Below are 23,157 nucleotides of genomic sequence, written 5' to 3' on the forward strand. Positions count from 1 at the left end.
GCCCTTACCCATCTTGCGGCGGCTCAGAAAGCAGCCCCACGTTAGCCACACCAGCACCTTGTAATGTGCTCATCAAGACAACAATTTGTCCATAGGCCACATTGCGGTCACCACGCACCATTACTGGCGTGCCGGGACGTCGCTCTAAAATCGTGGTTACCCGCGCGGCCATCTCATCCAGCGAGACTGAGTTGGAGTCTTCCCCCAATGTGATGAAATACCCACCCTCGCTATCAACAGAAATGACAATGGGGTCATTATCTTCCTGCGTCTCTATAGGCTGAGAGGTGACTTGCGGCAATTCAACTTGTACGCCCTGGGTTAACATGGGCGCCGTAATCATAAACACAACGAGCAGCACCAGCATGACGTCAATGAAAGGGACCACATTGATCTCCGCCATTGGTTTGCCTTTACCGCTGCGATTGAAAGGTCCTTGCATGGCTGTCTCCCTTAACTCGCGCTTGGCTTGCCATCACGACCTTGCAAATTACGGTGCAGGATAGCGTGGAACTCCTCGGCAAAATCTTCATATTTACCGAGTAAGCGAGAAGATGTATTGGACAAGCGGTTATAAAAAATGACCGCTGGGATAGCCGCAAACAGACCCATGGCCGTCGCGATCAATGCTTCAGCAATCCAGGGAGCAACCGTTGCGAGCGTCGCTTGTTGGGTCAGTGACAGCGCTTGGAATGACCCCATGATGCCCCATACGGTACCGAAAAGACCGATATAGGGGCTGGCAGACGCAACCGTCGCCAGAAACACCAGATGTTGGGTTAGACGATCTTCTTCACGTGACCAGGCAACGCGCATGCTGCGTTGCACGCCTTCCAATACGGTATCTGCATCCCGGGTTTTAGGCATTAAGCGGTTAAACTCGCGAAACCCTGCTTGAAAAATATGCTCGGCACCATGGCGTGGATCATCAGCGGGGATTTCACGGTAGAGTTCATTTAAGTCGACACCCGACCAAAAAGACTCCTCAAACTGGTTGTACTCTTGCTTGGCACGACGCATTGCAATACTACGCTGGAAAATCACCACCCAAGAGAGGATCGACCCCACCAACAGTAGCAACATAACCAGCTGCACCACGGTGCTGGCATTCATTATTAAGTGGGGAATGGACATGGTGTTATCGTTCACAGGTGCCCTCATCAATCTATTAGGGTCGGTATTGCCGACGCAGTGAATGACCTCTTGGTTAAGAGGCCCGGATCAAACTATTAAGCGATTCTGGCCATGCTTTAGGTCGCATACGCTCGACGCTCAAGCAGGCTATCTCGACTGTCGCTGAGCAGAGGAGTTCCTCATTACGCCAAACTTGCTGTTCAAATGTCATTCGACAGCGACCAATGTCGGTGACATGAGTACTAATCTCCAGCATGTCATCGAGGCAAGCCGGTTTCGCATAGTGACAGGCCAAGCGGTATACCACTAGCTGCGTGCCTTCGTCTAGCAGCGTTTGCTGATTTAGGTCCAATTGGCGTAGCCATTCGCTACGCGCCCGTTCCATAAACTTCAAGTAGTTAACGTAGTAGACAATGCCGCCTGCGTCAGTATCTTCCATATAAACACGCAGCGGCAGGCGATAACTATCGTTAGCCAAATCACTCACGGACGGCGCTCCCCTTCCATGTCGGTCGCCTGCTCGTGGGGCACACGTTCAAAGTGCAGCCACGCTTGGCGGGTCACGACACGCCCGCGTGGTGTACGCATCATTAGGCCCTGTTGAATCAGATAGGGCTCAATCACATCTTCAATGGTGTCACGTTCTTCACTGATAGCAGCGGCGAGCGAGTCAATGCCCACCGGCCCGCCGTCAAATTTGTCGATCATGGCCAGCAGTAACCGTCGATCCATATGATCCAGGCCGTGGTGGTCCACATTGAGCATATTGAGGGCAGCATCGGCTATGGCGACATCGACCACACCGTTGCCTTTCATTTCAGCGTAATCACGCACACGGCGTAATAGCCGATTAGCGATTCGTGGCGTACCGCGGGAACGGCGGGCGATTTCAATCGCGCCGTCGTGGCTAGTTTCAACCCCCAACAGGCGCGCCGAGCGCGAAACAATTTCAGTTAGCTCTTCAAGATTATAAAACTCAAGCCGCTGAACGATGCCAAACCGGTCGCGCAGTGGAGAGGTCAATAAACCTGCCCGCGTCGTCGCCCCCACCAGGGTAAAGCGGGGCAAATCCAGCTTGATAGAGCGCGCAGCCGGACCCTCGCCAATCATGATATCCAGCTGAAAATCTTCCATGGCCGGGTATAGCACTTCTTCGACCACCGGCGAAAGACGATGAATTTCATCGATAAAAAGCACATCGCCAGGCTCAAGATTGGTCAGCATGGCAGCGAGATCCCCCGCCCGCTCCAACACCGGGCCAGAGGTCGACTTCATTCCGACCCCCATCTCGGTGGCAATAATATGCGCAAGTGTCGTTTTACCTAACCCAGGCGGGCCAAATACCAACGTGTGGTCCAGGCTCTCTTCACGCAGCCGTGCGGCGCCAATAAAGATTTCCAACTGCTCGCGGACACGCGGCTGGCCAATATAGTCATCCAGTCGCTTAGGGCGAATTGCGTAATCAATGCGCCCCTCCCCCTGTTCGGGCTCAGCGGCGATCAGCCGATCGTGTTCTAGCATAAGTGCTCTTCTTAATAACGATTACAAAATGACAGCGTCGAATTGACGTTTGCTAATGCGAGCTCGCTTAGCCGCTCATGCGTTGGGTGAGCGCGGCTTTAATCAGTGCTTCGGTGGACTGATTAGGGTCAATGTCGGCGAGCATTTTCGATGCCTCAGTCAGCTTGTACCCCAAGCTGACTAAGGCGGCTTCTGCATCGGCAAGGCTATCACGGGCGGATGCTCGGCCATTAGCGGCCTCTAGAGGCAGTAGTGCGTTACTGCCATCTTCCCACTCGGGGAAGCGGTCACGCATTTCGATAATCAGCCGCTCGGCGGTTTTCTTGCCCACCCCCGGCAGTGTTGTCAACGCCTTGCTGTCATCATCACGCACACAGCGCATAAAGGCGTCTTCATCCATACCTGATAAAATCGCTAACGCCAGCTTGGGCCCCACCCCATTGACTTTGATCAGCGCGCGGAAAAGCGCTCGTTCATGCTCTCTACCAAACCCATATAGCAAATGAGCATCGTCACGAATTGTTAGATGAGTAAATAATGAAACGCTTTCACCGACGGCAGGCAGTGCTACCAGCGTATTCATCGAGGTTTCCAGCTCATAGCCTACACCATGAACGTCGATAACAATCCAGGGAGGTTGCTTTGCCAGTAACTGGCCACTTAGACGTCCAATCATAAAGTCGCTCGCACAGGTGTTGAAATAATAAAACAAGAGGGTGAAAACAGACGTTTACTATAAAGCGACTCTGTACAGGTGACCAGTAGTTCAGCCACACGCAGAGTAACCGTTACAGCCGCCAGCGGCCTGTGGAGCGACGACGGGCCCGCGTTGGCGCGGCGGGTAGGCCATGGCTGCTAAAGACAGAACCACTAAAGGCATGCGTTAACGCAATCGCTAATGCATCCGCGGCATCAGCCTGGGGAGTAGCAGAAAGCTGCAGAATAGCGGTCACCATATGCTGGACTTGCTCTTTGTCCGCGCCGCCCTGGCCTGTCACCGCCTGTTTAATCTGCCGCGCGGCGTACTCGGCAAGGCTCAATCCATGATTGGCCATGCAGACAAGCGCCGCCCCCCGCGCTTGGCCCAGCTTGAGCGCCGAATCAGGGTTTTTGGCCATAAAGACACGCTCAATAGCCACTTGGTTGGGCCGATGCAAACCGACGACTTCGCTAAGACCGGCATAAATCTGTGCCAGTCGTTGTTCTAGCGCCCCTTCCGCCGTGCGAATACAACCACTTGCCACGTAGCAGGGCTTCACACCGACCACGTCGATTACCCCATACCCTGTCACGCGTGACCCTGGGTCAATACCCAGGATACGGACAGGATTAGCAGGCTTTTTCTCATCCATGTCGTCGACACTCGTTGGGGCTTTATACAAAAACACCGACGCCGGAGCGTCGGTGTTAGGCACTTAACCAACCACGTTATTCGGTGGCTGTTTCCGGCTTGGCCTTCTGGCGTAGACGGATGTTTAAATCTTTTAACTGTTCAGGACTGACTTCGCCTGGGGCATTCGTCATTAAGCAAGCAGCGCTTTGGGTTTTCGGGAAGGCGATGACTTCACGAATAGTCTTAGCACCCACCATCAGCATGACGAGGCGGTCCAAACCAAAGGCTAAGCCACCATGGGGCGGCGCGCCGTACTGAAGCGCATCCAGCAAGAAGCCGAATTTTTCTTGAGCTTCTACTTCACCAATGCCGAGGATCTCGAAAACGGTGCTCTGCATGGTTTGGTCGTGGATACGAATAGAGCCGCCGCCCAATTCGGTACCGTTGAGCACCATATCGTAAGCGCGCGAAAGTGCGCTCGCTGGGTCGGCCTTTAGCTCTTCCGGGCTGCAAGAAGGCGCGGTAAAGGGGTGGTGAAGCGGGCTGAGGCGGCCATTGTCGTCAGCTTCAAACATCGGGAAGTCGACTACCCACAGCGGTGCCCATTCCTGAGTGTAGAGCTCAAGGTCAGCGCCCAGTTTGACGCGCAGCGCGCCAATGGCTTCGTTGACGATACGGGTTTTATCTGCACCAAAGAAGATGATATCGCCATCTTCAGCGCCTACCCGATCGAGCAACTCTTCAACGATATTTTCCATGAACTTAACGATCGGCGACTGCAGACCCTCAAGTCCTTTAGCGCGCTCGTTGACCTTGATCCACGCCAAGCCCTTGGCACCGTAGATGCCGACAAACTTGGTGTATTCGTCGATCTCTTTACGCGACAGCTTAGCGCCACCGGGTACTTTCAGCGCCGCTACACGACCATCATCCGCGCTGGCCGGGCCAGAGAAAACTTTGAAATCGACTTGCTGCATCAGATCGTCGACATCAGTCAATTCAAGCGGGATGCGCAGATCCGGCTTATCAGAGCCAAAGCGATCCATTGCTTCCTGCCAAGTCATGCGCGGAAATTCAGGTAGTTCGGCTTTTAACACGTCCTGGAATAGCTGACGAATCATGGATTCAGTAATGCCCATGATATCGCTCTCTTCCACAAACGACGCTTCAATATCAATCTGAGTGAACTCAGGCTGACGGTCGGCGCGCAGATCTTCATCGCGGAAGCACTTTGCGATTTGGTAATAGCGGTCAAAACCGGCCACCATCAACAGCTGCTTAAAGAGCTGTGGTGACTGGGGCAGCGCAAAGAAACTTCCCGCGTGGGTACGGCTTGGCACCAAGTAATCGCGGGCACCTTCAGGCGTGGCACGCGTGAGTACCGGTGTTTCGATATCCAGGAAGCCCTGGCTTTCGAGATAAGCACGTACGTTGTGAGAAATGCTCGAACGCAGGCGTAGCTTCTCAATCATGTCCGGACGGCGAAGGTCGATATAACGGTGCTTTAAGCGCACCTCTTCGCCTACCTTGCCATGCTCATCCAGTTGGAAAGGCGGTGTAATCGCAGTGTTGAGTACTTCGACCTCTTTCGCCAATATTTCAATCATGCCTGTGGGCATGGTGGCGTTTTGAGTACCTTCAGGGCGCAGCCGAACACGTCCAGTGATACGCAGGACATACTCACTGCGGGCACGGTCGGCAGTGGCGAACGCCTCGGCGGTATCAGGATCGACCACGAACTGAGCGATGCCATCGCGATCGCGCATGTCGAGGAAAATGACCCCACCGTGGTCGCGGCGGCGATGAACCCATCCGCATACCGTAACCGTTTGATCCACCAAAGTTTCGTTTAGCTGGCCGCAATAATGGCTGCGCATGTCAAATCCTGTTCTGTTACGTGGCAATTAATGTGTCGCGGGCGTCCCCGACCCTGACTGCCGCAGTTATGCTGCGGCGCCTTTGTCACTGGGAGTAACGCTCTTGGGAGTAGCACTGGAATCACTTGATTTAGCGGTCTCTGTGGAGGCAGTTTTACCATCAGCAACCAGATTCTTTTTGCTACCCGTTTTGAAATCGGTTTCGTACCAACCGCCGCCGGCCAAGCGGAAACCCGCGGCCGAGACCAGCCGTTCCAAGCCATCGCTTTGGCATGTAGGGCAATCCTTCAACGGATCGGCACTAATTTTTTGCAATTTTTCCAGGCGATGGCCACAGGCCTTGCACTCATATTCATAGATGGGCATGTTATTGGCTCCTAAAAAGCTCAACCCTGACAGATTCAGTACTGACAGACCTAGTCCGGTAAGACCAAGTGCTGAAAGAAAAGAACAGTGGCGAACACAAACGCTGCCAAGCTGCCAATATGTGGCCAGTCGGGATAAATTCCAAGGCTGCGGTTGATAAGCGCCGCCATTATACCCTTTTGTGACCCCTGCCGAGCAAGGTTATGCAGCCTTCGGCAGTTAATGGAGAGAATAAAATGTCTCATGCAGTAATACTGGACGCGCAAAGCCTCGGCCCAGGGATCAACTTAAGCGCTATTAGAGAGTCAGTCACACACCTTGAGGTGTTTGAGCAAAGTACCACCCAGCAAGCACTTGAACGCCTAGCGGATGCCGACATCGCCATTGTTAACAAAGTGGTACTTGACGCTGAAACGTTACAGCAGTTGCCTAAACTCAGGCTGATATGTGTGCTCGCTACGGGGCTTAATAATATCGATCTTGAAACGGCAAAAGAGCAGAATATCGAGGTTAAAAACGTCGCGGCTTACGGCACCGCCAGTGTTTCTCAGCATACCTTGATGCTGATGCTGACATTAGCCAATCGGCTTCCGCTTTATCAGCGTGATGTCGCGGCAGGCGAATGGCAGCGTAGCGCCTTTTTCTGTTTGCAAGACTACCCGACACTGCAGTTGTCAGATAAACATTTAGTCATGGTGGGGCAAGGTGAGCTAGGCACAGAAGTGGCACGCCTAGCGGAGGCGTTTGGCATGCGCGTGACCTTCGCCGCCAGGCCGGGCAATGAAGCCAATGATAAGCGTCCTGCGCTGGATGACCTGCTCCCAGAAGCAGATGTGATCAGCCTACATTGCCCGCTTAGTGACGCTACTAAGCATTTGATTAATCGACAGCGTCTGACCAGTGCAAAGCCATCACTACTGCTGATCAACTGCGCCCGCGGCGGAGTTATCGACGAAGTCGCTGCACTAGAGGCGCTGCGCAGTGGCAAGCTGGGCGGCTTGGGCGTTGATGTACTGCCTGCAGAACCGCCCAGAGACGGCCATCCACTGCTCGATGCACTTAACGAGCCGCTCAACTTAATCGTAACACCCCACAACGCCTGGATTACACCGGAAGCACGCCAGAATATTGTCAGCCTGACGGCGAATAATATCCGTGAATGGAAAAGTGCTTAAATAAAAGTATTAGCGCATTATGTGATAGCACTAGGGCCTTCTTAGGCCCTAGTGCGTAGCAAAATGGCTAGGGGCGTGGCAATTATCCAAAACCTCAAGTTCGACGTGGGTAACTTGCGCGCCCTCCGGGCCTTGCCATAGCCACTCGCTCAGCAGCTTGATGGCATCGGAGTGGCCACACATCAACACTTCGACACGCCCATCAGGCAGGTTTTTAGCGTAACCGGTAAGGCTCTGCTGAAGCGCTTTCTCTTGAGTAGCACGGCGATACCAGACACCTTGCACTTTACCAGTGACCAAGGCACGTACACAGCAGTCAGTCATCCTTTCCTCCTCGTACCATACACACTATTACACAAACTCATGCTTAATTAGCACTGCGCTATTACGCGGTACCAGTGGACGACCACGGCGTAGTAGTAAGGAGCGTGTAAATGCCGCGCCGAACAACAGTATCAGCGAACTGTAGTAGACCCATAGTAAGATCATTACCACTGAACCGGCAGCACCATAGGTAGACGCTGTCGCCGTATAAGCCAGATAGATCGCGATCACGCTGCGGCCGAGCGTAAATAGTACGGCGGTAACAACGGCACCAATCAACACATCTTGCCAGCGCAGCACCACGTCCGGAAGCACCTTAAAAATAGTCGCAAATAGGAGGGTCACCATGGCGACAGAGATGAGCGACTCAAGGGTAGTAGTAAACAGGCTAGCGAATGGGAATAGATTGTCCGCCGCAAGCAGCATGCCACGTAACACAACCCCTAGCACTAATGACACTAGCAGTATAAATCCAATAGACAGCACTACAGTCAGCGAGAGCAAGCGGCTTTTGATAAACCTTAACGCACTGTTAGAGGTTGGCTTGGCTGTCACGCCCCAAATCGTATTGAGTGAAAACTGCATTTGCGCAAAAACAGTGGTGGCGCCTACCACAAGCGCGCCGACACCTAATAGCGTGGGCAAAAGGCCAGACTCTTCGATTCTGGATTGAGCAACGGCTTCTTGAATCGCGACGGCGGCATCCGTGCCTAAAGTGCCTTGTAGTTGAGCGACTATTTGTCCCTGAGCGGCCTCTTCTCCCATCACAACACCGATGACAGTGACTGCAATAATAATCGTGGGTGCCAGTGAGAAAAGCGTATAAAACGCGAGCGAAGCCGCATAGCTAAACGCATTACGTTCCAGCCATAATGCGGTGGCGTCTTGGGTGACTTTCCACCAAAAATTAGCCGCACGTTTTATCATATCCACTCCCTGTGTCGTTGGTACTAAGGCCAATTTTAAACGTAATCAATAGCCTATTTTTTCTAGCATACCTAACCACAGCGTTTAGCGCAGTTTTCTGGTACGTTGACCCCCTAATATCACCAAACCAAAAGGAAGCTTGGATGGCCACCGATATTGCGCGCTCTACAACCGCCTGCGATTTCGACTGTTTGGTGTTTATTGGTCGCTTTCAACCGCCTCACCTTGGCCACTTGGCGATTATTCGGGAAGCACTAAAACGCGCACGGCAAGTAATTGTATTGGTGGGCTCTGCGTGGCAAGCACGCTCGCTGCGTAACCCATGGCGATTTGACGAACGTCAAGCCATGCTCCGTTCAGGGTTTGATGAGGCTGACAATCAACGCTTAGAGATTACCCCGCTACTGGACGCACTCTACAATGATGATGTCTGGGTACGCGATGTTCAGCGCAAAGTGCGTGATTTAGCCGCCCCTGCCAATGTCCGCCTACCGCGCATTGGTTTGATTGGAGCCAGCCGCGGGCAGTCTAGCTACTACCTGTCGCTATTCCCTCAATGGGAGTCGGTCAGTGTACCGTCGGTAGAAGGGATTTCAGCGAGTCAAATTCGAGAGCGCCTGTTCCGTTCGCCCAGCTCCACCGATGACTACTTAAGTACGGGGGCTTACCACGACCTGCCCCCTGGCGTTGTCGAAAGTGTAAAGAAGTTTTGCCACGTCAGCGCTTATAAGCGGCTACTGGAAGAGCAGCAGTTGTTGGATCAATACCGTCAGGCGTGGGCCCATGCGCCCTACCCGCCTATTTTTGTCACCGTAAATGCGGTCGTGGTGCAGTCGGGCCATGTATTGCTGGTACGGCGTACGGCGGCGCCAGGTAAAGGGCTTTACGCCCTGCCAGGCGGATTTATTAATCCTCATGAGCGTTTACTTGATGCCTGTTTGCGCGAACTGCGCGAACGGTTGCGGTTAAAAGTCCCCGAGCCTGTGCTTAAGGGGTCACTGCGTGGCCAGCGTCTGTTTGACGAACCCCACCGCAGTTGGCGCGGGCGCACTTTGGCAGAAGCTTTCTACTTTGCGTTACGCCCTGACCAACAGCTGCCTCGCTTAAAGCCTGTTAAAGGGGGAGATCATGCGCACTGGGTGGCACTTGCTGACCTTGAACCTGAGAGCCTGTTTGAAGACCACTTTTTTATTATTCAGAATTTTCTAGGCCTGCCTGCCGATTTTGGAAGCAACTAGAAATTTCAGGAACTAGGGCGGCAATCGCTTGGGACGTTCATGCTTGCAGGAAATCCCTGGGTAATTTCATCATTTGCCGCCATAAACGCTCCACGCCGGGCTTATGCACCATTGAGCAGCGGTATAAGCGAATTTCTAAGGGAATGTCCCAGCTCGGGTCGCCCGCCCTGACCAAGCGGCCGCTTTTTAACTCCTCACGAATACAGAAATCCGGTATCCAGGCAACGCCTACCCCTTGCAATACCATCCCTTTCAGGCCTTCGGCCATGGCCGTTTCATACACGGTACGCAGCTTCATACGTAGCGGATCATTCTTCAGCAGCATACGCACACTGCGCCCCAAAAATGCACCCTGCGTATAGGAAAGGTAAGGGATGGAAGTGTCATGCTGAAGGGAAAATTTAGCTTTTCCCTGTGCATCGGGTAGCGAGACGGGCAGCATATTGACCTTACCGATCGAGAAGGAGGGAAACACTTCGGCATCGAGCTGCATGGTGGCAAAGGGATCGTAATAAGCCAGCATTAAATCGCAATTGCCTTCACGTAGCACATGTATCGCCTCACCTACGTTCATTGCCACTAGGCGTGTCGGCAATTCGCCTAAGCCCTGTTGTAAACGGGAGATCCAGGGCGGATAAAAGCTTAATGCCAGGGAGTGAGCGGCCACGATATCCAACGCTTCATTGGCAATCGAAAGGCCGCGCAAATGACTAAGCGATTCGTTTAACTGTTCGACCAAATTACGGGCGGTAACCAAAAACAGCTGCCCTTCCGGTGTTAGCCCAACAGGGGTAGTTGAACGATCGACAAGAGTGACATCCACAGCCTGCTCCAGTGCACGAATGCGCCGACTAAATGCAGGCTGAGTTACGTGGCGCTGTCGTGCTGACGCAGAGAAGCTGCGTGTGCTGGCGAGTGCTACGAAATCTTCTAGCCATTTTGTTTCGAGATTCACCCCGGGACTCCTTGTCTCACCCTTTGTGCACGCATATTGTTTTCCTATTTTGCGGTCTATTGGACGGGCGCCATTAAATAGGCAGCACGTGATACGACTTTCATCCACATTGAGCGCTGGTTGATTTCATCAATGCTGACCCGGCGGCATTGTGAAAAGTCATTTTTCAGCATACTTTCCACGCTGGCAGCAAAGTCTTGGTTTGGAATAAAAGCAGTTATTTCAAAGTTTAACCGAAATGAACGGTTATCCAGATTTACAGTGCCAACCGTGGCTGCACTGCTATCTACAAGCATTACCTTTTGATGTAAAAATCCAGGAAGATAACGGTATATTTTTACACCTGCTCTTAACATATCCGGTAAAAACGAGAAGGCTGATAGGAAAACCAATAAGTGATCTGGTCGTTCGGGAATCATGACGCGTACATCTACCCCGCGCATGGCCGCAAGTCGCAGTGCATCCTGAACCCCTTGGTCAGGAACAAAGTAAGGACTGGTCACCCATAGGCGCTGTTTTGCGCTATGAATAACCTGTTGTACCAGCAGGCTGGCAGTATCCTGACGATCTGCAGGCCCAGAGGGCACAATAACAACATGATGATCAGTTGAAGAAGACGTTTCAGCCATCCAGTTCAGGCTAATCACCTCATCGGTAGCCCAGTGCCAATCTTCCCAAAACGCTTCTTGCAGGCCTAAGACACTGGGTCCTTCAAGCTTTAGGTGGGTGTCACGCCAGGGGCCATGCCGAGGATCTTCGCCTAAATATTCAACCCCAATATTAAAGCCCCCTATCCAACCCTCTTTGCCATCAATGACTGTTACTTTGCGATGATTCCGGAAGTTAAGCTGAAAGCGGTGTTTGAAGCCCCTTGATGAGCGAAAAGCACTGACGGCCACCCCATCGCTGATTAAATCATTTAGGTAACCATCGTTTAATTGACGACTTCCTACCTCATCGTAGAGGAAATAGACACGCACGCCACGCTGGGCAGCGCGTTGTAAATGCTGTTTCAAGCGCTGCCCCAGGGCATCGCTGCGAACAATAAAAAACTGTATCAATACATACTGTTCGGCACGATCAATGCCGTCAAAAAGGCTTTCAAAGGTCGCGGGGCCGTCGATTAATAACGTGGCGTGATTACCATGGGTTAAGGGCATCATGGCAAGCTGCTCAACCGCTTGAATATCCGCATTACTCGAGGGTGCCACAAAAGGCTCTACATTGGCACGGTAACGTACCAGCACACGGCGTAGCACAGTGTCACGCTGCCCCCGCGCAGACACATAGCCATAAAATCTTGGTCGTCCAAAGAACCAGTAAGCAGGAAGCGCGACATAGGGAAACGTAAGCAACGATATGATCCATGCCACTGCCCCTTGAGAGGTGCGACTGGACATTAACGCCATAATGGCCGAAACGATACCCAATAAGTGTATCAATAAGATGCTGGTCCCTAGCAACCAGGAGGTCATAGCCACGTCCTTATAAAGCCCTCACAAAGAACAAGGCCTCGCCGTCAGCGAGGCCCTTATGTGCTTAAAAACCTAAGCGTTCAAAGCCTAATCAATCTTATCATTCTGTTACGCCGACTGAGCGATAATCTCTTTCCACTTCGCAGGCCCGGTTTGATGCACTGATGTGCCCAGACTATCAACAGCAACCGTCACCGGCATATCTTCGACCTCAAATTCGTAGATCGCTTCCATGCCTAAATCTTCAAAGCCGACGACTCGGGATTTTTTAATCGCTTGCGCGACCAAATAAGCTGAGCCCCCTACCGCCATTAAGTACACCGCCTCATTGTCACGAATCGCGTCAATGGCGGTTTGGCCACGCTCTGCTTTTCCTACCATACCTAACAGGCCAGTTTCTTCTAGCATGGTGCGGGTAAATTTATCCATTCGCGTGGCAGTCGTTGGGCCTGCGGGCCCCACTACCTCATCACCGATTGGATCAACCGGGCCCACGTAATAAATGAAGCGCCCTTTCATATCTACAGGTAGCGGCTCACCTTTGGCTAACATATCCACCATACGCTTATGAGCAGCGTCACGGCCGGTTAACAGCTTGCCGTTCAGCAGTAGCGTATCGCCTGGCTGCCAGGTTTTGACCTCAGCGGGCGTTACGGTGTCAAGATTGACACGCTTGACGTTATCGCCTGCTTCGCGAGTGATTTCCGGCCAGTCCTCAAGCTTCGGTGCTTTTAACGCCGCAGGGCCTGAACCATCCAAGGTGAAGTGGGCATGACGGGTTGCTGCGCAATTGGGAATAATCGCTACAGGCTTATTGGCGGCATGGGTCGGATAGTCTTTTACTTTAATATCCAGCACGGTGGTTAAGCCGCCTAACCCTTGAGCACCGATGCCGCTTTTGTTGACCTTATCAAACAGTTCTAGGCGTATCTCTTCGGCGCGATTACTGGGCCCGCGGGCCTGTAAATCCTGAATATCGATGGGATCCAGTAGCGCTTCTTTGGCAATCATCATCGCTTTTTCAGCGGTGCCGCCGATGCCAATGCCCAGCATACCGGGCGGACACCAGCCTGCGCCCATCTTCGGCAGCTGTTCCATTACCCAATCGACGACGCTGTCGGAAGGATTAAGCATGGCAAATTTAGACTTGGCTTCACTACCACCGCCCTTCGCAGCCACGTGAATATCGACAGTGTCGCCAGGCACAATTTGGTGGTGAATAATGGCCGGCGTGTTGTCTTTGGTGTTGGCCCGCTTGCCGTCAGGATCCGCTAGCACCGAGGCACGTAGGACATTATCGGGCAGTAAATAAGCGCGACGAACACCTTCGTTGACCATGTCGTCAAGGCTCATGTCCGCTTCCCAGGTAACGTTCATACCCACGTGAACAAACACGGTGACGATGCCGGTGTCCTGGCAAATCGGGCGATGCCCGGTGGCGCACATACGCGAGTTAATCAGAATTTGCGCAATAGCGTCTTTAGCAGCGGGGTTCTCTTCACGCTCGTAGGCGGCCGCCATGGCGTCAATAAAATCTTTAGGATGATAGTAAGAGATGTACTGCAGAGCATCGGCAACGCTTTGAATAACGTCGTCCTGGCGAATCACGGTCATGGACTAACAGCTCCTAGGTTATCGTCTAGTCAGCGGCATTCTTGCGCATCGGCGCAAGTGCCGTCTTAGCGTGACGCCAGTATACCGTATTGCCCTGTCGGCAGCAGCACTCCTTGGTAGCGTCTTGGGTTTAGAAATTAGTACTTTATTTATTGTTAGCAGCAACCAAGATAACGGTATAAATACTCAATAAAGCGCGGTATTGACTCATCGAAGCTATTAACTGCCTTGGCAATGCGGGCAATAGTAGAGCCTTCGCGATCCCACCATCCGGCGCTCGATCACCGCACCACAGCGGTGGCACTCAAGACCAGCGCGATCGAACACCGCAAAACGCCACTGCCTACGTGACTCACCGGCTGCTTTAGCCTGTTCAATCCAGGCCTCTCGATTAGTCACGCCTGCGGTTTGGTACGCTTGCCGAGTTGTTTCGATAATAGCGTGCGCAAGCGATTGTTGTTGATGGGTGGTGAGATCTACCGGCCGAGCGCTGGCTGGCAACTGGGTAAAGAATAAGATTTCAGAGCGCAGATAATTGCCGAGCCCTGCCACTAATCCTTGATCGAGCAACAGTGCACCCAAACTTCGCCGGTGAAACTGCTTGAGAGTTAACCGCTGCAGAACATCGGCGGGGGTTACATCCTGGCTCAATAAATCAGGCCCTAAACGGGCCAAAAATGGGTGCTCGGCGAGATTATCGCGATACAAAAGCGAGATATCGGAAGCGCTGTAAAGACTTGCGCAGCGCCCTTCTGCCGTCAAACGAACGCGTAACGTGCGCTTTGTGGCGGGAGGTTTATCCTCGCTATGCAGCTTCCAAACCCCATAGAGTTGATTATGTGAATAAAGCACCCGCTCATCAGCAAACCGGATCAGCATTGCTTTGCCACGCGTCTCTACCCGGGACACCTGAACACCAGTGAAAGAGTCTGCTTGGCTGGCAAGCTCGGGAAAGGCGAACCAAGCTTTGTCAATTACCCGCCCGCCTATCTGCTGCTGAACACGATCGGCCGCCCGACGAATCTCTGGCCCTTCTGGCATACCGCTAGCCCAGCGCCAGCTGTTTTTCTTTCATTTGATGGAGCTGATCGCGTAGCCGCGCCGCCTCTTCAAACTCCAGGTTTTGCGCTGCTTCGAACATGGCATCCTCAAGCTTGCTGATCGCGCCCAGCAGATCATGCTTATTCATAGTGGACACATCATATTCAGCGGCGCTTTCCGCCACTTTGCGTTCACTGCCGCGCCGACGGCTGTTCTTTTTGCCCGGTGCTTGGGCGGCTTCCAGAATATCGGACACCGAGCGCGTTATCGTCGTCGGCGTAATGCCATGCTCTAGATTGTGCTCAGTCTGCTTCGCTCGCCGACGCTCGGTCTCATCGATGGCTTTGCGCATCGAGTCAGTAATCCGGTCGCCGTAGAGAATCGCCTTGCCGTGGGCGTTACGGGCAGCGCGACCAATCGTTTGTATGAGCGAACGCTCAGCGCGTAAGAAGCCCTCTTTATCAGCATCCAAAATGGCCACCAACGACACTTCGGGAATATCCAACCCTTCACGCAACAGGTTGATACCCACCAGCACATCAAACTTACCTAAACGTAAATCACGAATGATCTCAACACGTTCAACGGTATCGATATCCGAGTGCAGATAGCGAACCCGAATACCGTGCTCGTCAAAATACTCGGTCAGGTCTTCCGCCATGCGCTTGGTTAACGTAGTGACCAGTACCCGCTCACCTACGGCGGTACGCAGACCAATTTCTGAGAGCAAATCATCTACCTGGGTGCTGGCCGGGCGCACCTCGATTTCAGGGTCCAACAGACCGGTAGGCCGTACCACTTGCTCAACGATTTGACTGGCGTGTTCGCCCTCATAGCGCCCAGGGGTGGCGGAGACAAAGATAGTCTGCGGGGAAATCGCCTCCCACTCCTCAAACTTCATGGGTCGGTTATCAAGCGCTGAAGGCAGCCGAAAACCGTACTCCACCAATGTCTCTTTGCGCGAACGGTCACCTTTATACATGCCGCCCACTTGGGGCACGCTGACATGCGACTCATCAATAAACAGCAGTGCATCATCGGGAAGGTAATCAAAAAATGTCGGCGGTGGCTCGCCGGGCGCACGCCCTGATAGATAGCGGGAGTAGTTTTCAATACCGTTGCAATAGCCCAATTCCAGCATCATTTCAATGTCATAAAGCGTGCGCTGCTCCAGGCGTTGCGCTTCGACTAGGCGCTCATGCTTGCGCATCCACTCAAGACGCTGTTTGAGCTCTTCTTTAATGGCATCAATGGCGCCTAGGATGGTTTCCCGCGGCGTCACGTAGTGCGATTTAGGGTAGATGGTCATACGCGGCACCTCGCCCTTAACGGCACCGGTCAACGGGTCGAACAAGCGAATCGTATCGATTTCGCTATCGAATAGCTCCACACGCACCGCTTCTTCATCAGAGTCAGCGGGGAAGATATCGATCACGTCACCACGTACCCGGTAGGTCCCGCGCCGAAAGTCCATATCATTACGGGTGTATTGCAGCTCGGCCAGGCGACGCAGGAAGGCGCGCTGGTCGATCAGTTCACCACGGGTAAAATGGAGGCGCATCTTTAGATACTGATCCGGGTCACCCAAACCGTAAATGGCTGACACCGACACCACAATCAGCGCATCCCGGCGCTCCAGCAGTGCCTTAGTGGCCGAGAGGCGCATCTGCTCAATGTGATCATTGATGGAGGCATCTTTCTCGATAAACGTATCAGACGAAGGCACATAGGCTTCCGGCTGATAGTAGTCGTAGTAGGAAACGAAATACTCTACCGCGTTATCCGGGAAAAACGCCTTGAACTCACCGTAAAGCTGGGCAGCAAGGGTTTTGTTAGGCGCCATTACAATGGTCGGGCGCTGCTGCTGTTCGACGATGTTGGCCATGGTGAAAGTTTTGCCCGAGCCGGTAACGCCTAGCAGCGTTTGATGGGCAAGCCCTGATTCCAGGCCACCAATCAGCCCTTTAATGGCGGCGGGCTGGTCACCGGCAGGCTGAAATTTTGACTGTAATCGAAAGGCTTTGCTCATCGATGCTCCAAAAAGGAAAACTATTTTAAGGGTAACTAAACAAGACGTGTCTCTATCTCAACCGTGGACTCGGTCATCAAACGCTGAATGGGACAACGATGGCTGATTTCTTCTAGCCTGGCGCGCTGCTCAGGGTCATTAATGCCGTGCAGTGTTAAAGCGACACCCAGTCTGTAAATACCTTTTCGTTCCTGACCATCATCGCGTTGCACAGTGACGGTCACTCCTTCAAGTGGCCATCCCTTACGCTTGGCGTACATTTGCACGGTAATTGCTTTACACGTGCCCAAGGCGATATCGAAATAGTCGTGCGGATCAGGGGCACTGCCCTCGCCACCAACCACTGGCGGTACATCGGCATACAAATCTTCCAGACCATCGACTTCAACACGCTGCCTAAAGGCATGGTTGCGCTCACTAATGACGGTAATAGGTATGTGCATTAGGATACCTTGATGCCTAGCTTGAGTTTTTCAATGGCGTTAATCAGCGCTTCACGCTTTGCACGTCCATCGACATCAGCCCCATGGCGGCCCACCTCGGCGCTGTCAACGCCGTCCAGCATCATGAGTGCTGTGGTAATTTTGTTAACCTGCTCGACCGATTTAACACCCTGAAATGTTAATGATTGCTGCGCCATACCATTTCCCTGCCTATTGGCCAATGCAAGACTCCTACGAGGGAAAGAGTCTAGCACGCTAATAGTGCCTTGCAATTAATGCCGTCTGCCCGCACTTAAAGGCAATACGTGCACACTCATTTGTCCGCAAGCTTAGAATGGCTGACAAATCACCACTTTGATCAGGAGTTTTTATGGCGACCGTTACCTCACGCAATTCCGCCCTTGGCAGCGTCCGCCTTACTCACTTAGCCGCGCTGGATGTGAAAGGCGCCGATGCAGAAAAGTTCCTTCAAGGCCAGACTAGCGCCCAAGTCAGCCTAGCCGATGGATACTTTGCGCCGCTGACCTGTTTTTGCACACCTAAGGGCCGCATGTTAGCCAATGCTCAGTTGCTGCGCATGGGGGAAAACCATTTTCGGCTGCTACTAAGCAGCACCCTGTTAGATAGTTTAGCCAACCATCTTAAAAAATTCGCCGCCTTCTATAAGGCCGAACTGACGGCACTGCCTAACCTTACGTTCATCGGCACCGATGAGGGCGTCCAGTCACTCGCTGACCAACTTGGCCTGCAATTCCCAGAGCAGGTTGGCACTCACAGCAACAATGATCAGCTCTGTGCGCTGCGCTACCCAGGTAAGACACCGCGTTGGCTATTGTGTTTCGATCACGATATCCATGGCGACGAAATATCGTTCCAGGACGACGACGAAGACCGTAACGCATGGCAGCTTGAGGATATTCGCAGTGGCTTGGCGTGGTTGACCGATGCGCAGAAGGATCACTTTTTACCGCAAATGCTTAACTGGGAAGCGTTGGGCGGGATTAGCTTCAAGAAAGGCTGCTATACCGGCCAGGAAGTCGTCGCCCGCGCCCACTTTCGCGGTCAGGTTAAAAAGCGTCTGATGCATATTAGCGTAGAGGCGCAAGCACTATCCGAAGCGCTACCCGAGGTAGGCGCCAGCCTGACGAACGGTGACGATAAAGCGGTGGGCGAAGTCGTGGTCAGCGCCTTTAACGAGCAAGGCGGCGTCGAGCTGCTTGCAGTAATGAGTACCAAGGTCGTGGAAGAAACAGTGCCCGTATTTCTCGCAGGGGCGCCAGCCACTTTACTACCATTACCCTATACGATTGAGCGAGTTGACCCCGAACAGCTGGCGGTTGGCCTTAATAACTAGCCTTTCCGCCTTCTAAGCGTGAGGTAAGCCAAACAGCGTCGTGGCGTTATGGCTGCTTATGGTCGCTACCTGTTCCGCCGTTTGCCCGCGTAGGGCAGCCACCACACTACATACTTCCGCTACCCGGCACGGTTCATTACGCTTGCCCTGGTAGCCGCTTAGCGGCATATCAGGGCTGTCGGTTTCAAGCACAAAAGCGTCATCCGGCAGTGCCTTAACGGTTCGCTGCAACCGTTTGGCACGCTCATAAGTTACCGCGCCGCCCAATCCCAGTTTGAAACCTAAATCGAGAAACTTCGTCGCCTGCTCAATAGAGCCTGAGAAAGCGTGAATTAACCCAGCTTGAGGTAGCGCAAGTTGGCGAAGTCGCTTGGCGACCTTATCGTTAGCATGGACGCAGTGCACCACTACCGGCAGTGAGTGGTGCTTAGCGAGCCTCAATTGAGCATCAAAGTAATGCCACTGCGCGTCCAGCGTGTCGCTAAAGCGGCCATCAATGCCACACTCGCCCAACGCAACGGCCTCAGGGTGCTCGCTCAGCGATTGGTCGAGCGCCTCGATGTCGGCCTCTTGATGCTGTTGCATAAAGTGCGGATGAAGCCCCAGACAAACCGAGGTGTCATCCCGCTCGCCCAGCGCCAGCACCTGTTGCCAGCGGGCCCGGGTTGTACCCGGCACCACAAAGCGCGCCACACCCACCGCCTTGGCAGCCTCAAACACCTCAGTGCGATCATGATCGAACTCAGAAAAGTCGAGATGGCAGTGCGCGTCGATTAACATACAAAACTTAGTGTTCGCGGGTGGGTTGGAAGCGAATGTCCGGCCAGCGCTCCTGGGTCATCTGCAGGTTAACCCGAGTCGGCGCGATATAAGTGAGATAGCCACCGCCATCAATCGCCAGATTAGCGCTGGCTTTACGCTTAAACTCTTCGAGTTTTTTAGCATCCTCACAGTAGACCCAGCGGGCAGTCTGCACATTGACGCCTTCGTACAAGCAGTCGACCTTATACTCCTCTTTCAGGCGATGAGCGACCACATCGAACTGCAGGGTACCCACGGCGCCAAGAATCAGGTCATTATTGTCCATCGGCATAAAGACCTGGGTAGCACCCTCTTCAGAAAGTTGCTGCAAGCCTTTTTGCAACGCCTTCATCTTGAGCGGGTCTTTTAACCGCACGCGCTTAAAGAGTTCTGGCGCAAAGTGCGGTATACCGGTAAAGCGCATATCTTCACCGACGGTAAAAGTATCGCCGATCTGAATGGTACCGTGGTTGTGCAGGCCGATAATGTCGCCGGGCCACGCTTCTTCGACCTGCGAGCGGTCAGAGGCCATAAACGTCAACGCATCGGCAATTTTGACGTCTTTGCCAATACGCACATGGCGCATTTTCATGTTCTTTTCGTACTTGCCTGAGCAGACCCGCAAAAAGGCGATACGATCGCGATGATTGGGATCCATGTTGGCCTGGATTTTAAACACAAAACCGGTGAAGCGATCATCATCAGAAGTGACGACCCGGGTATCGGTTTCATGGGCCTGGGGCGGCGGCGCGTATTCGACAAAGCCGTCTAGCATTTCGCGCACGCCGAAGTTACCCATTGCAGTACCGAAATAGACCGGCGAAAGCTCACCACGGCGATAGGCGTCCAGATCAAACTCATGGGATGCACCGCGCACCAGCTCCACTTCCATGCGCAGCTCTTCCGCCTGCTCTTCCCCGAGCACAGCATCGACCTCGGGATTATCCAGGCCCTCAATACGCTTGTCTTCAGGGATTCGGCTACCCTGCCCCTGGGTGTAGAGGTGAACCACATCGTTATAGAGGTGATAAACGCCCTTAAAGTGACGCCCCATGCCAATCGGCCAGGTCATCGGCGCACATTGAATATTGAGTACCGTTTCGACCTCATCCATTACTTCAATGGGGTCACGGATATCACGATCCATTTTATTGATAAAGGTCAGAATCGGCGTTGTACGCAGACGACATACCTCCATCAACTTGATAGTACGATCCTCGACGCCCTTTGCGCCGTCGATCACCATCAAGGCAGAGTCTACCGCTGTAAGCGTACGGTAGGTATCTTCGGAGAAGTCTTCGTGGCCAGGTGTATCCAGCAGGTTGACGATGCGCCCGCCATAGGGGAACTGCATTACCGAGGTAGTGACAGAGATACCCCGCTCCTGCTCCATTTTCATCCAATCCGACGTTGCGTGCCGATCGTTACGCTTGCTCTTGACCGAACCGGCCAACTGGATGGCGTTGCCAAACAGCAGCATCTTTTCAGTAATGGTGGTTTTACCAGCGTCAGGGTGCGAAATGATCGCAAAGGTGCGTCTAAGCCCCGCCTCATGGGCTAACTGAGTCTCTTTCATTGTGCCTCTTTGAAAATGTTTACTCCGCGCCGCTTTCCAGTGATTGATTAGCACGCGGTGAGCAATGTCCATTGAGACAATTGTAACGCCTGGAGACCGCTTTTGTCGCGGCTGGCTTTATGAGTGACTAAGCAATTGGAGAGGCCAAAAAAAACGCTGACGAATTCAGCGTTTTTAACGAAGCATGCAACGAGATGCTGCTTCTAGGCGTTATGCGTAGGTGTTCACCTGAGTACCGACGCTGCCTTCTTTGGCCAAGTCCGGTTGTGCACCGGTGTTGGCAGAGGCTAAAACTTCCGTCACCTGCTCAGCCTGGGTGTCCAAGGCTTCTTTGAACACCTGCATCTGCGCCTGTTCGGCTGTTTGCGCCTGATTCATATAAAGCGAGGCACTGACTGAACTGCTGATGCCTACATCCATATTTTCACCTAATGGTATGCAAATGTACTTACAAACTAGCAAAGCATTAGATCACGCGCAAAGATATCGTCACTATTACTAATGCCAGCATCTACTACTATCGGCTTAACTCGCCGAATCATTAACGAATATAGCGCCCGTTCAAAACCTGTCAGCGCGAAACGGCTTCATATCAATTGCGGTAGGCTGCCCTTCCATCATATCTGCCAGCAAATGACCCGTTGCAGGACCAAGAGTAAACCCTTGATGCCCATGCCCAAAGGCGAGCCATAAACCTGGGTGGCGTGGCGCTGGGCCAATCACTGGCTTCATATCGGGCAGGCACGGCCGCGCACCTTTCCAAGGGGCTTCATCGCGGCGCTCCCCTAACGGAAACACACTGCGCGCCACTTTCTCTGCCGCGCCCAGTTGGTTAACGTCGGCGGGGGCATCAAGGCGGTCTAACTCTGCCCCGGTGGTCAAGCGGATACCCGCATTCATCGGCGCCAGCAGGTAGCCAATTTCAGCATCCATGACCCAGTAATTTAGCTTGGCCTCTGCTTGTGGGGCGTAGTGCATGTGATAGCCACGCTTCACAAAGGTAGGGAAATGGTAGCCAAGCTCCTTCAGCCAGCTACCCGCCCAAGGCCCTAGCGCCACCACGACGTCGTCTGCTTCTAACGTTTCAGCGGCAGTACTTACCTGCCACCGGCCACCCACCTGCTGAACCGAGGTGATATCCGCCTGCAGAATGCGCCCGCCATCATTGCTGAATGCTTGGGCATAAGCCGCGACCAGCGCACCGGGGTCGGCCACGGTCCAAGGGTCGAGCCAGTGAATTGCGCCAATAATATGTTCGCTAAGAGAAGGCTCTTTCTCCATCAGCGCAGCCCGATCCAGTTGCTCAAATTGAACACCATAAAGACGGCGCGCCTCTTCGGCATCTTTTAACCGTGCGGCCAACTTTTCAGGGGTACGGTAAAGCTCAAGCCATCCCTGCCTGCGCACTAAGTGTTCCGCTCCGGCAGCCTCAATCATCGGGCCATGAGTCTTCAGTGACTGCTGAATCAAAGATGCATATTCCGGCACGATTTTCTGGTAAGCCTTCGGCGCTGAATTCATCCAGTAGCGCAACAGCGGAGAAGCGGCATTCACCATGCCCGCAGGACGATAGCGAATATCAACCCGGCGATTAGGCAATACGCTCAAGAGCGTTTTAACATCCCGTGGAAATGGGTAAGGCCTAACGGCTTCACGCTGAATAATGCCTGCATTGCCAAACGAGGTTTCTCGACCAGGCTGGAGGCGGTCTACCACGGTGACCTCATGACCGCGCTGACGCAGATGCCAGGCAATGCTGACACCTACCATCCCTGCTCCTAAAACTACCGTTTGACGCGCCATGTTGATGCACTCCCCGCTGTCGATTCAGCACCATGATTGGTAATTAATAACTATTTGAAAAATATCACCAAACCAACTGCATTAATATAGTAGAAAACGCTGTTTTAGAGCCAAAAATAAGTAATTAATGCTCCATAGCGAGCTAAAAAGGAAGACAACACTATTAGCGGC

General features: G+C 53.1%; 24 protein-coding genes. 3 read left to right on the top strand and 21 right to left on the bottom strand.

Annotated features, from left to right (window positions below):
• Window positions 1-4 precede the first annotated feature (4 nt).
• The 8 genes from tolR to V8L70_RS04810 all read right to left on the bottom strand — a co-directional run bounded on the left by tolR (window position 5) and on the right by V8L70_RS04810 (window position 6,231).
• Window positions 5-442, bottom strand: a complete 438-nt coding sequence (gene tolR / locus V8L70_RS04775; protein WP_008957980.1) for a protein TolR — start codon at window positions 440-442, stop codon at window positions 5-7.
• An 11-nt stretch (window positions 443-453) separates the two neighbouring features.
• A complete protein-coding gene (gene tolQ / locus V8L70_RS04780) occupies window positions 454-1,149 on the bottom strand; it encodes a protein TolQ (RefSeq protein ID WP_008957981.1) in 696 nt (231 codons plus the stop codon).
• Between the two features lie 58 nt (window positions 1,150-1,207).
• On the bottom strand, window positions 1,208-1,621 hold the full coding sequence (gene ybgC, locus V8L70_RS04785) for a tol-pal system-associated acyl-CoA thioesterase (RefSeq protein WP_101147269.1): 414 nt from the start codon (window positions 1,619-1,621) through the stop codon (window positions 1,208-1,210).
• Window positions 1,618-2,655 (bottom strand): Holliday junction branch migration DNA helicase RuvB, encoded by a 1,038-nt coding sequence (gene ruvB / locus V8L70_RS04790; protein WP_008957983.1) that lies wholly within the window; start codon window positions 2,653-2,655, stop codon window positions 1,618-1,620. The genes ybgC and ruvB overlap by 4 nt, the downstream gene beginning before the upstream one ends.
• Before the next feature lie 67 nt (window positions 2,656-2,722).
• Window positions 2,723-3,331: a Holliday junction branch migration protein RuvA gene (gene ruvA / locus V8L70_RS04795; protein WP_008957984.1), complete on the bottom strand. Its 609-nt coding sequence runs from the start codon at window positions 3,329-3,331 to the stop codon at window positions 2,723-2,725.
• A 112-nt stretch (window positions 3,332-3,443) separates the two neighbouring features.
• On the bottom strand, window positions 3,444-4,007 hold the full coding sequence (ruvC, locus tag V8L70_RS04800) for a crossover junction endodeoxyribonuclease RuvC (RefSeq protein WP_101147268.1): 564 nt from the start codon (window positions 4,005-4,007) through the stop codon (window positions 3,444-3,446).
• Window positions 4,008-4,083: 76 nt separating this feature from the next.
• Window positions 4,084-5,865, bottom strand: a complete 1,782-nt coding sequence (gene aspS / locus V8L70_RS04805; protein ID WP_101147267.1) for an aspartate--tRNA ligase — start codon at window positions 5,863-5,865, stop codon at window positions 4,084-4,086.
• Window positions 5,866-5,931: 66 nt separating this feature from the next.
• Window positions 5,932-6,231 (bottom strand): FmdB family zinc ribbon protein, encoded by a 300-nt coding sequence (locus V8L70_RS04810; RefSeq protein ID WP_008957987.1) that lies wholly within the window; start codon window positions 6,229-6,231, stop codon window positions 5,932-5,934.
• Between the two features lie 236 nt (window positions 6,232-6,467).
• Between V8L70_RS04810 and V8L70_RS04815 the strand changes: the two genes are divergently transcribed.
• Window positions 6,468-7,406 carry a D-2-hydroxyacid dehydrogenase gene (locus V8L70_RS04815; protein ID WP_101147266.1) on the top strand — a complete coding sequence of 313 codons (939 nt, stop codon included), beginning with the start codon at window positions 6,468-6,470 and terminating at the stop codon, window positions 7,404-7,406.
• Window positions 7,407-7,454: 48 nt separating this feature from the next.
• Here the strand turns inward: V8L70_RS04815 and V8L70_RS04820 are convergent, their stop codons facing one another.
• Together V8L70_RS04820 and V8L70_RS04825 are read right to left on the bottom strand one after the other, a co-directional pair.
• Entirely contained in the window at window positions 7,455-7,730 is a 276-nt protein-coding gene (locus V8L70_RS04820) for an acylphosphatase (RefSeq protein ID WP_101147265.1), read from the bottom strand.
• 27 nt (window positions 7,731-7,757) lie between these two features.
• Window positions 7,758-8,657 (bottom strand): YihY/virulence factor BrkB family protein, encoded by a 900-nt coding sequence (locus tag V8L70_RS04825; RefSeq protein WP_101147264.1) that lies wholly within the window; start codon window positions 8,655-8,657, stop codon window positions 7,758-7,760.
• Window positions 8,658-8,800: 143 nt separating this feature from the next.
• Between V8L70_RS04825 and V8L70_RS04830 the strand changes: the two genes are divergently transcribed.
• Window positions 8,801-9,895 carry a bifunctional nicotinamide-nucleotide adenylyltransferase/Nudix hydroxylase gene (locus tag V8L70_RS04830; RefSeq protein WP_336268999.1) on the top strand — a complete coding sequence of 365 codons (1,095 nt, stop codon included), beginning with the start codon at window positions 8,801-8,803 and terminating at the stop codon, window positions 9,893-9,895.
• A 37-nt stretch (window positions 9,896-9,932) separates the two neighbouring features.
• Here V8L70_RS04830 and V8L70_RS04835 read toward each other — a convergent pair whose 3' ends face one another.
• From V8L70_RS04835 to V8L70_RS04865, 7 genes are all read right to left on the bottom strand, one after another.
• Window positions 9,933-10,850 (bottom strand): LysR substrate-binding domain-containing protein, encoded by a 918-nt coding sequence (locus V8L70_RS04835; protein WP_008957993.1) that lies wholly within the window; start codon window positions 10,848-10,850, stop codon window positions 9,933-9,935.
• A 56-nt stretch (window positions 10,851-10,906) separates the two neighbouring features.
• Window positions 10,907-12,325, bottom strand: a complete 1,419-nt coding sequence (cls, locus tag V8L70_RS04840) for a cardiolipin synthase (protein WP_336269000.1) — start codon at window positions 12,323-12,325, stop codon at window positions 10,907-10,909.
• 108 nt (window positions 12,326-12,433) lie between these two features.
• Entirely contained in the window at window positions 12,434-13,939 is a 1,506-nt protein-coding gene (locus V8L70_RS04845) for a fumarate hydratase (RefSeq protein ID WP_336269001.1), read from the bottom strand.
• A gap of 219 nt (window positions 13,940-14,158) precedes the next feature.
• Entirely contained in the window at window positions 14,159-14,980 is an 822-nt protein-coding gene (gene nei / locus V8L70_RS04850; RefSeq protein WP_336269002.1) for an endonuclease VIII, read from the bottom strand.
• 4 nt (window positions 14,981-14,984) lie between these two features.
• Window positions 14,985-17,009, bottom strand: coding sequence for an excinuclease ABC subunit UvrB (gene uvrB, locus V8L70_RS04855; protein WP_336269003.1), 2,025 nt, complete (start codon window positions 17,007-17,009; stop codon window positions 14,985-14,987).
• 35 nt (window positions 17,010-17,044) lie between these two features.
• Entirely contained in the window at window positions 17,045-17,452 is a 408-nt protein-coding gene (locus V8L70_RS04860; protein ID WP_101147258.1) for an OsmC family protein, read from the bottom strand.
• Window positions 17,452-17,649: a hypothetical protein gene (locus V8L70_RS04865; protein ID WP_101147257.1), complete on the bottom strand. Its 198-nt coding sequence runs from the start codon at window positions 17,647-17,649 to the stop codon at window positions 17,452-17,454. The genes V8L70_RS04860 and V8L70_RS04865 overlap by 1 nt, the downstream gene beginning before the upstream one ends.
• A gap of 173 nt (window positions 17,650-17,822) precedes the next feature.
• Between V8L70_RS04865 and ygfZ the strand changes: the two genes are divergently transcribed.
• Window positions 17,823-18,806 carry a CAF17-like 4Fe-4S cluster assembly/insertion protein YgfZ gene (ygfZ, locus tag V8L70_RS04870; protein ID WP_101147256.1) on the top strand — a complete coding sequence of 328 codons (984 nt, stop codon included), beginning with the start codon at window positions 17,823-17,825 and terminating at the stop codon, window positions 18,804-18,806.
• Window positions 18,807-18,818: 12 nt separating this feature from the next.
• Here ygfZ and V8L70_RS04875 read toward each other — a convergent pair whose 3' ends face one another.
• From V8L70_RS04875 to V8L70_RS04890, 4 genes are all read right to left on the bottom strand, one after another.
• Entirely contained in the window at window positions 18,819-19,586 is a 768-nt protein-coding gene (locus V8L70_RS04875) for a TatD family hydrolase (protein ID WP_101147255.1), read from the bottom strand.
• Window positions 19,587-19,593: 7 nt separating this feature from the next.
• Window positions 19,594-21,183, bottom strand: a complete 1,590-nt coding sequence (locus tag V8L70_RS04880; protein ID WP_101147254.1) for a peptide chain release factor 3 — start codon at window positions 21,181-21,183, stop codon at window positions 19,594-19,596.
• Between the two features lie 210 nt (window positions 21,184-21,393).
• The gene (locus V8L70_RS04885) at window positions 21,394-21,603 is read right to left on the bottom strand and encodes a putative motility protein (protein ID WP_101147253.1); all 210 of its coding nucleotides are present in this window, start codon (window positions 21,601-21,603) and stop codon (window positions 21,394-21,396) included.
• A gap of 141 nt (window positions 21,604-21,744) precedes the next feature.
• Window positions 21,745-22,986 (bottom strand): NAD(P)/FAD-dependent oxidoreductase, encoded by a 1,242-nt coding sequence (locus V8L70_RS04890; RefSeq protein ID WP_101147252.1) that lies wholly within the window; start codon window positions 22,984-22,986, stop codon window positions 21,745-21,747.
• Window positions 22,987-23,157 lie beyond the last annotated feature (171 nt).

Origin of the sequence: Vreelandella arctica, assembly GCF_037070215.1 — a bacterium.
Lineage (GTDB): Bacteria > Pseudomonadota > Gammaproteobacteria > Pseudomonadales > Halomonadaceae > Vreelandella > Vreelandella arctica.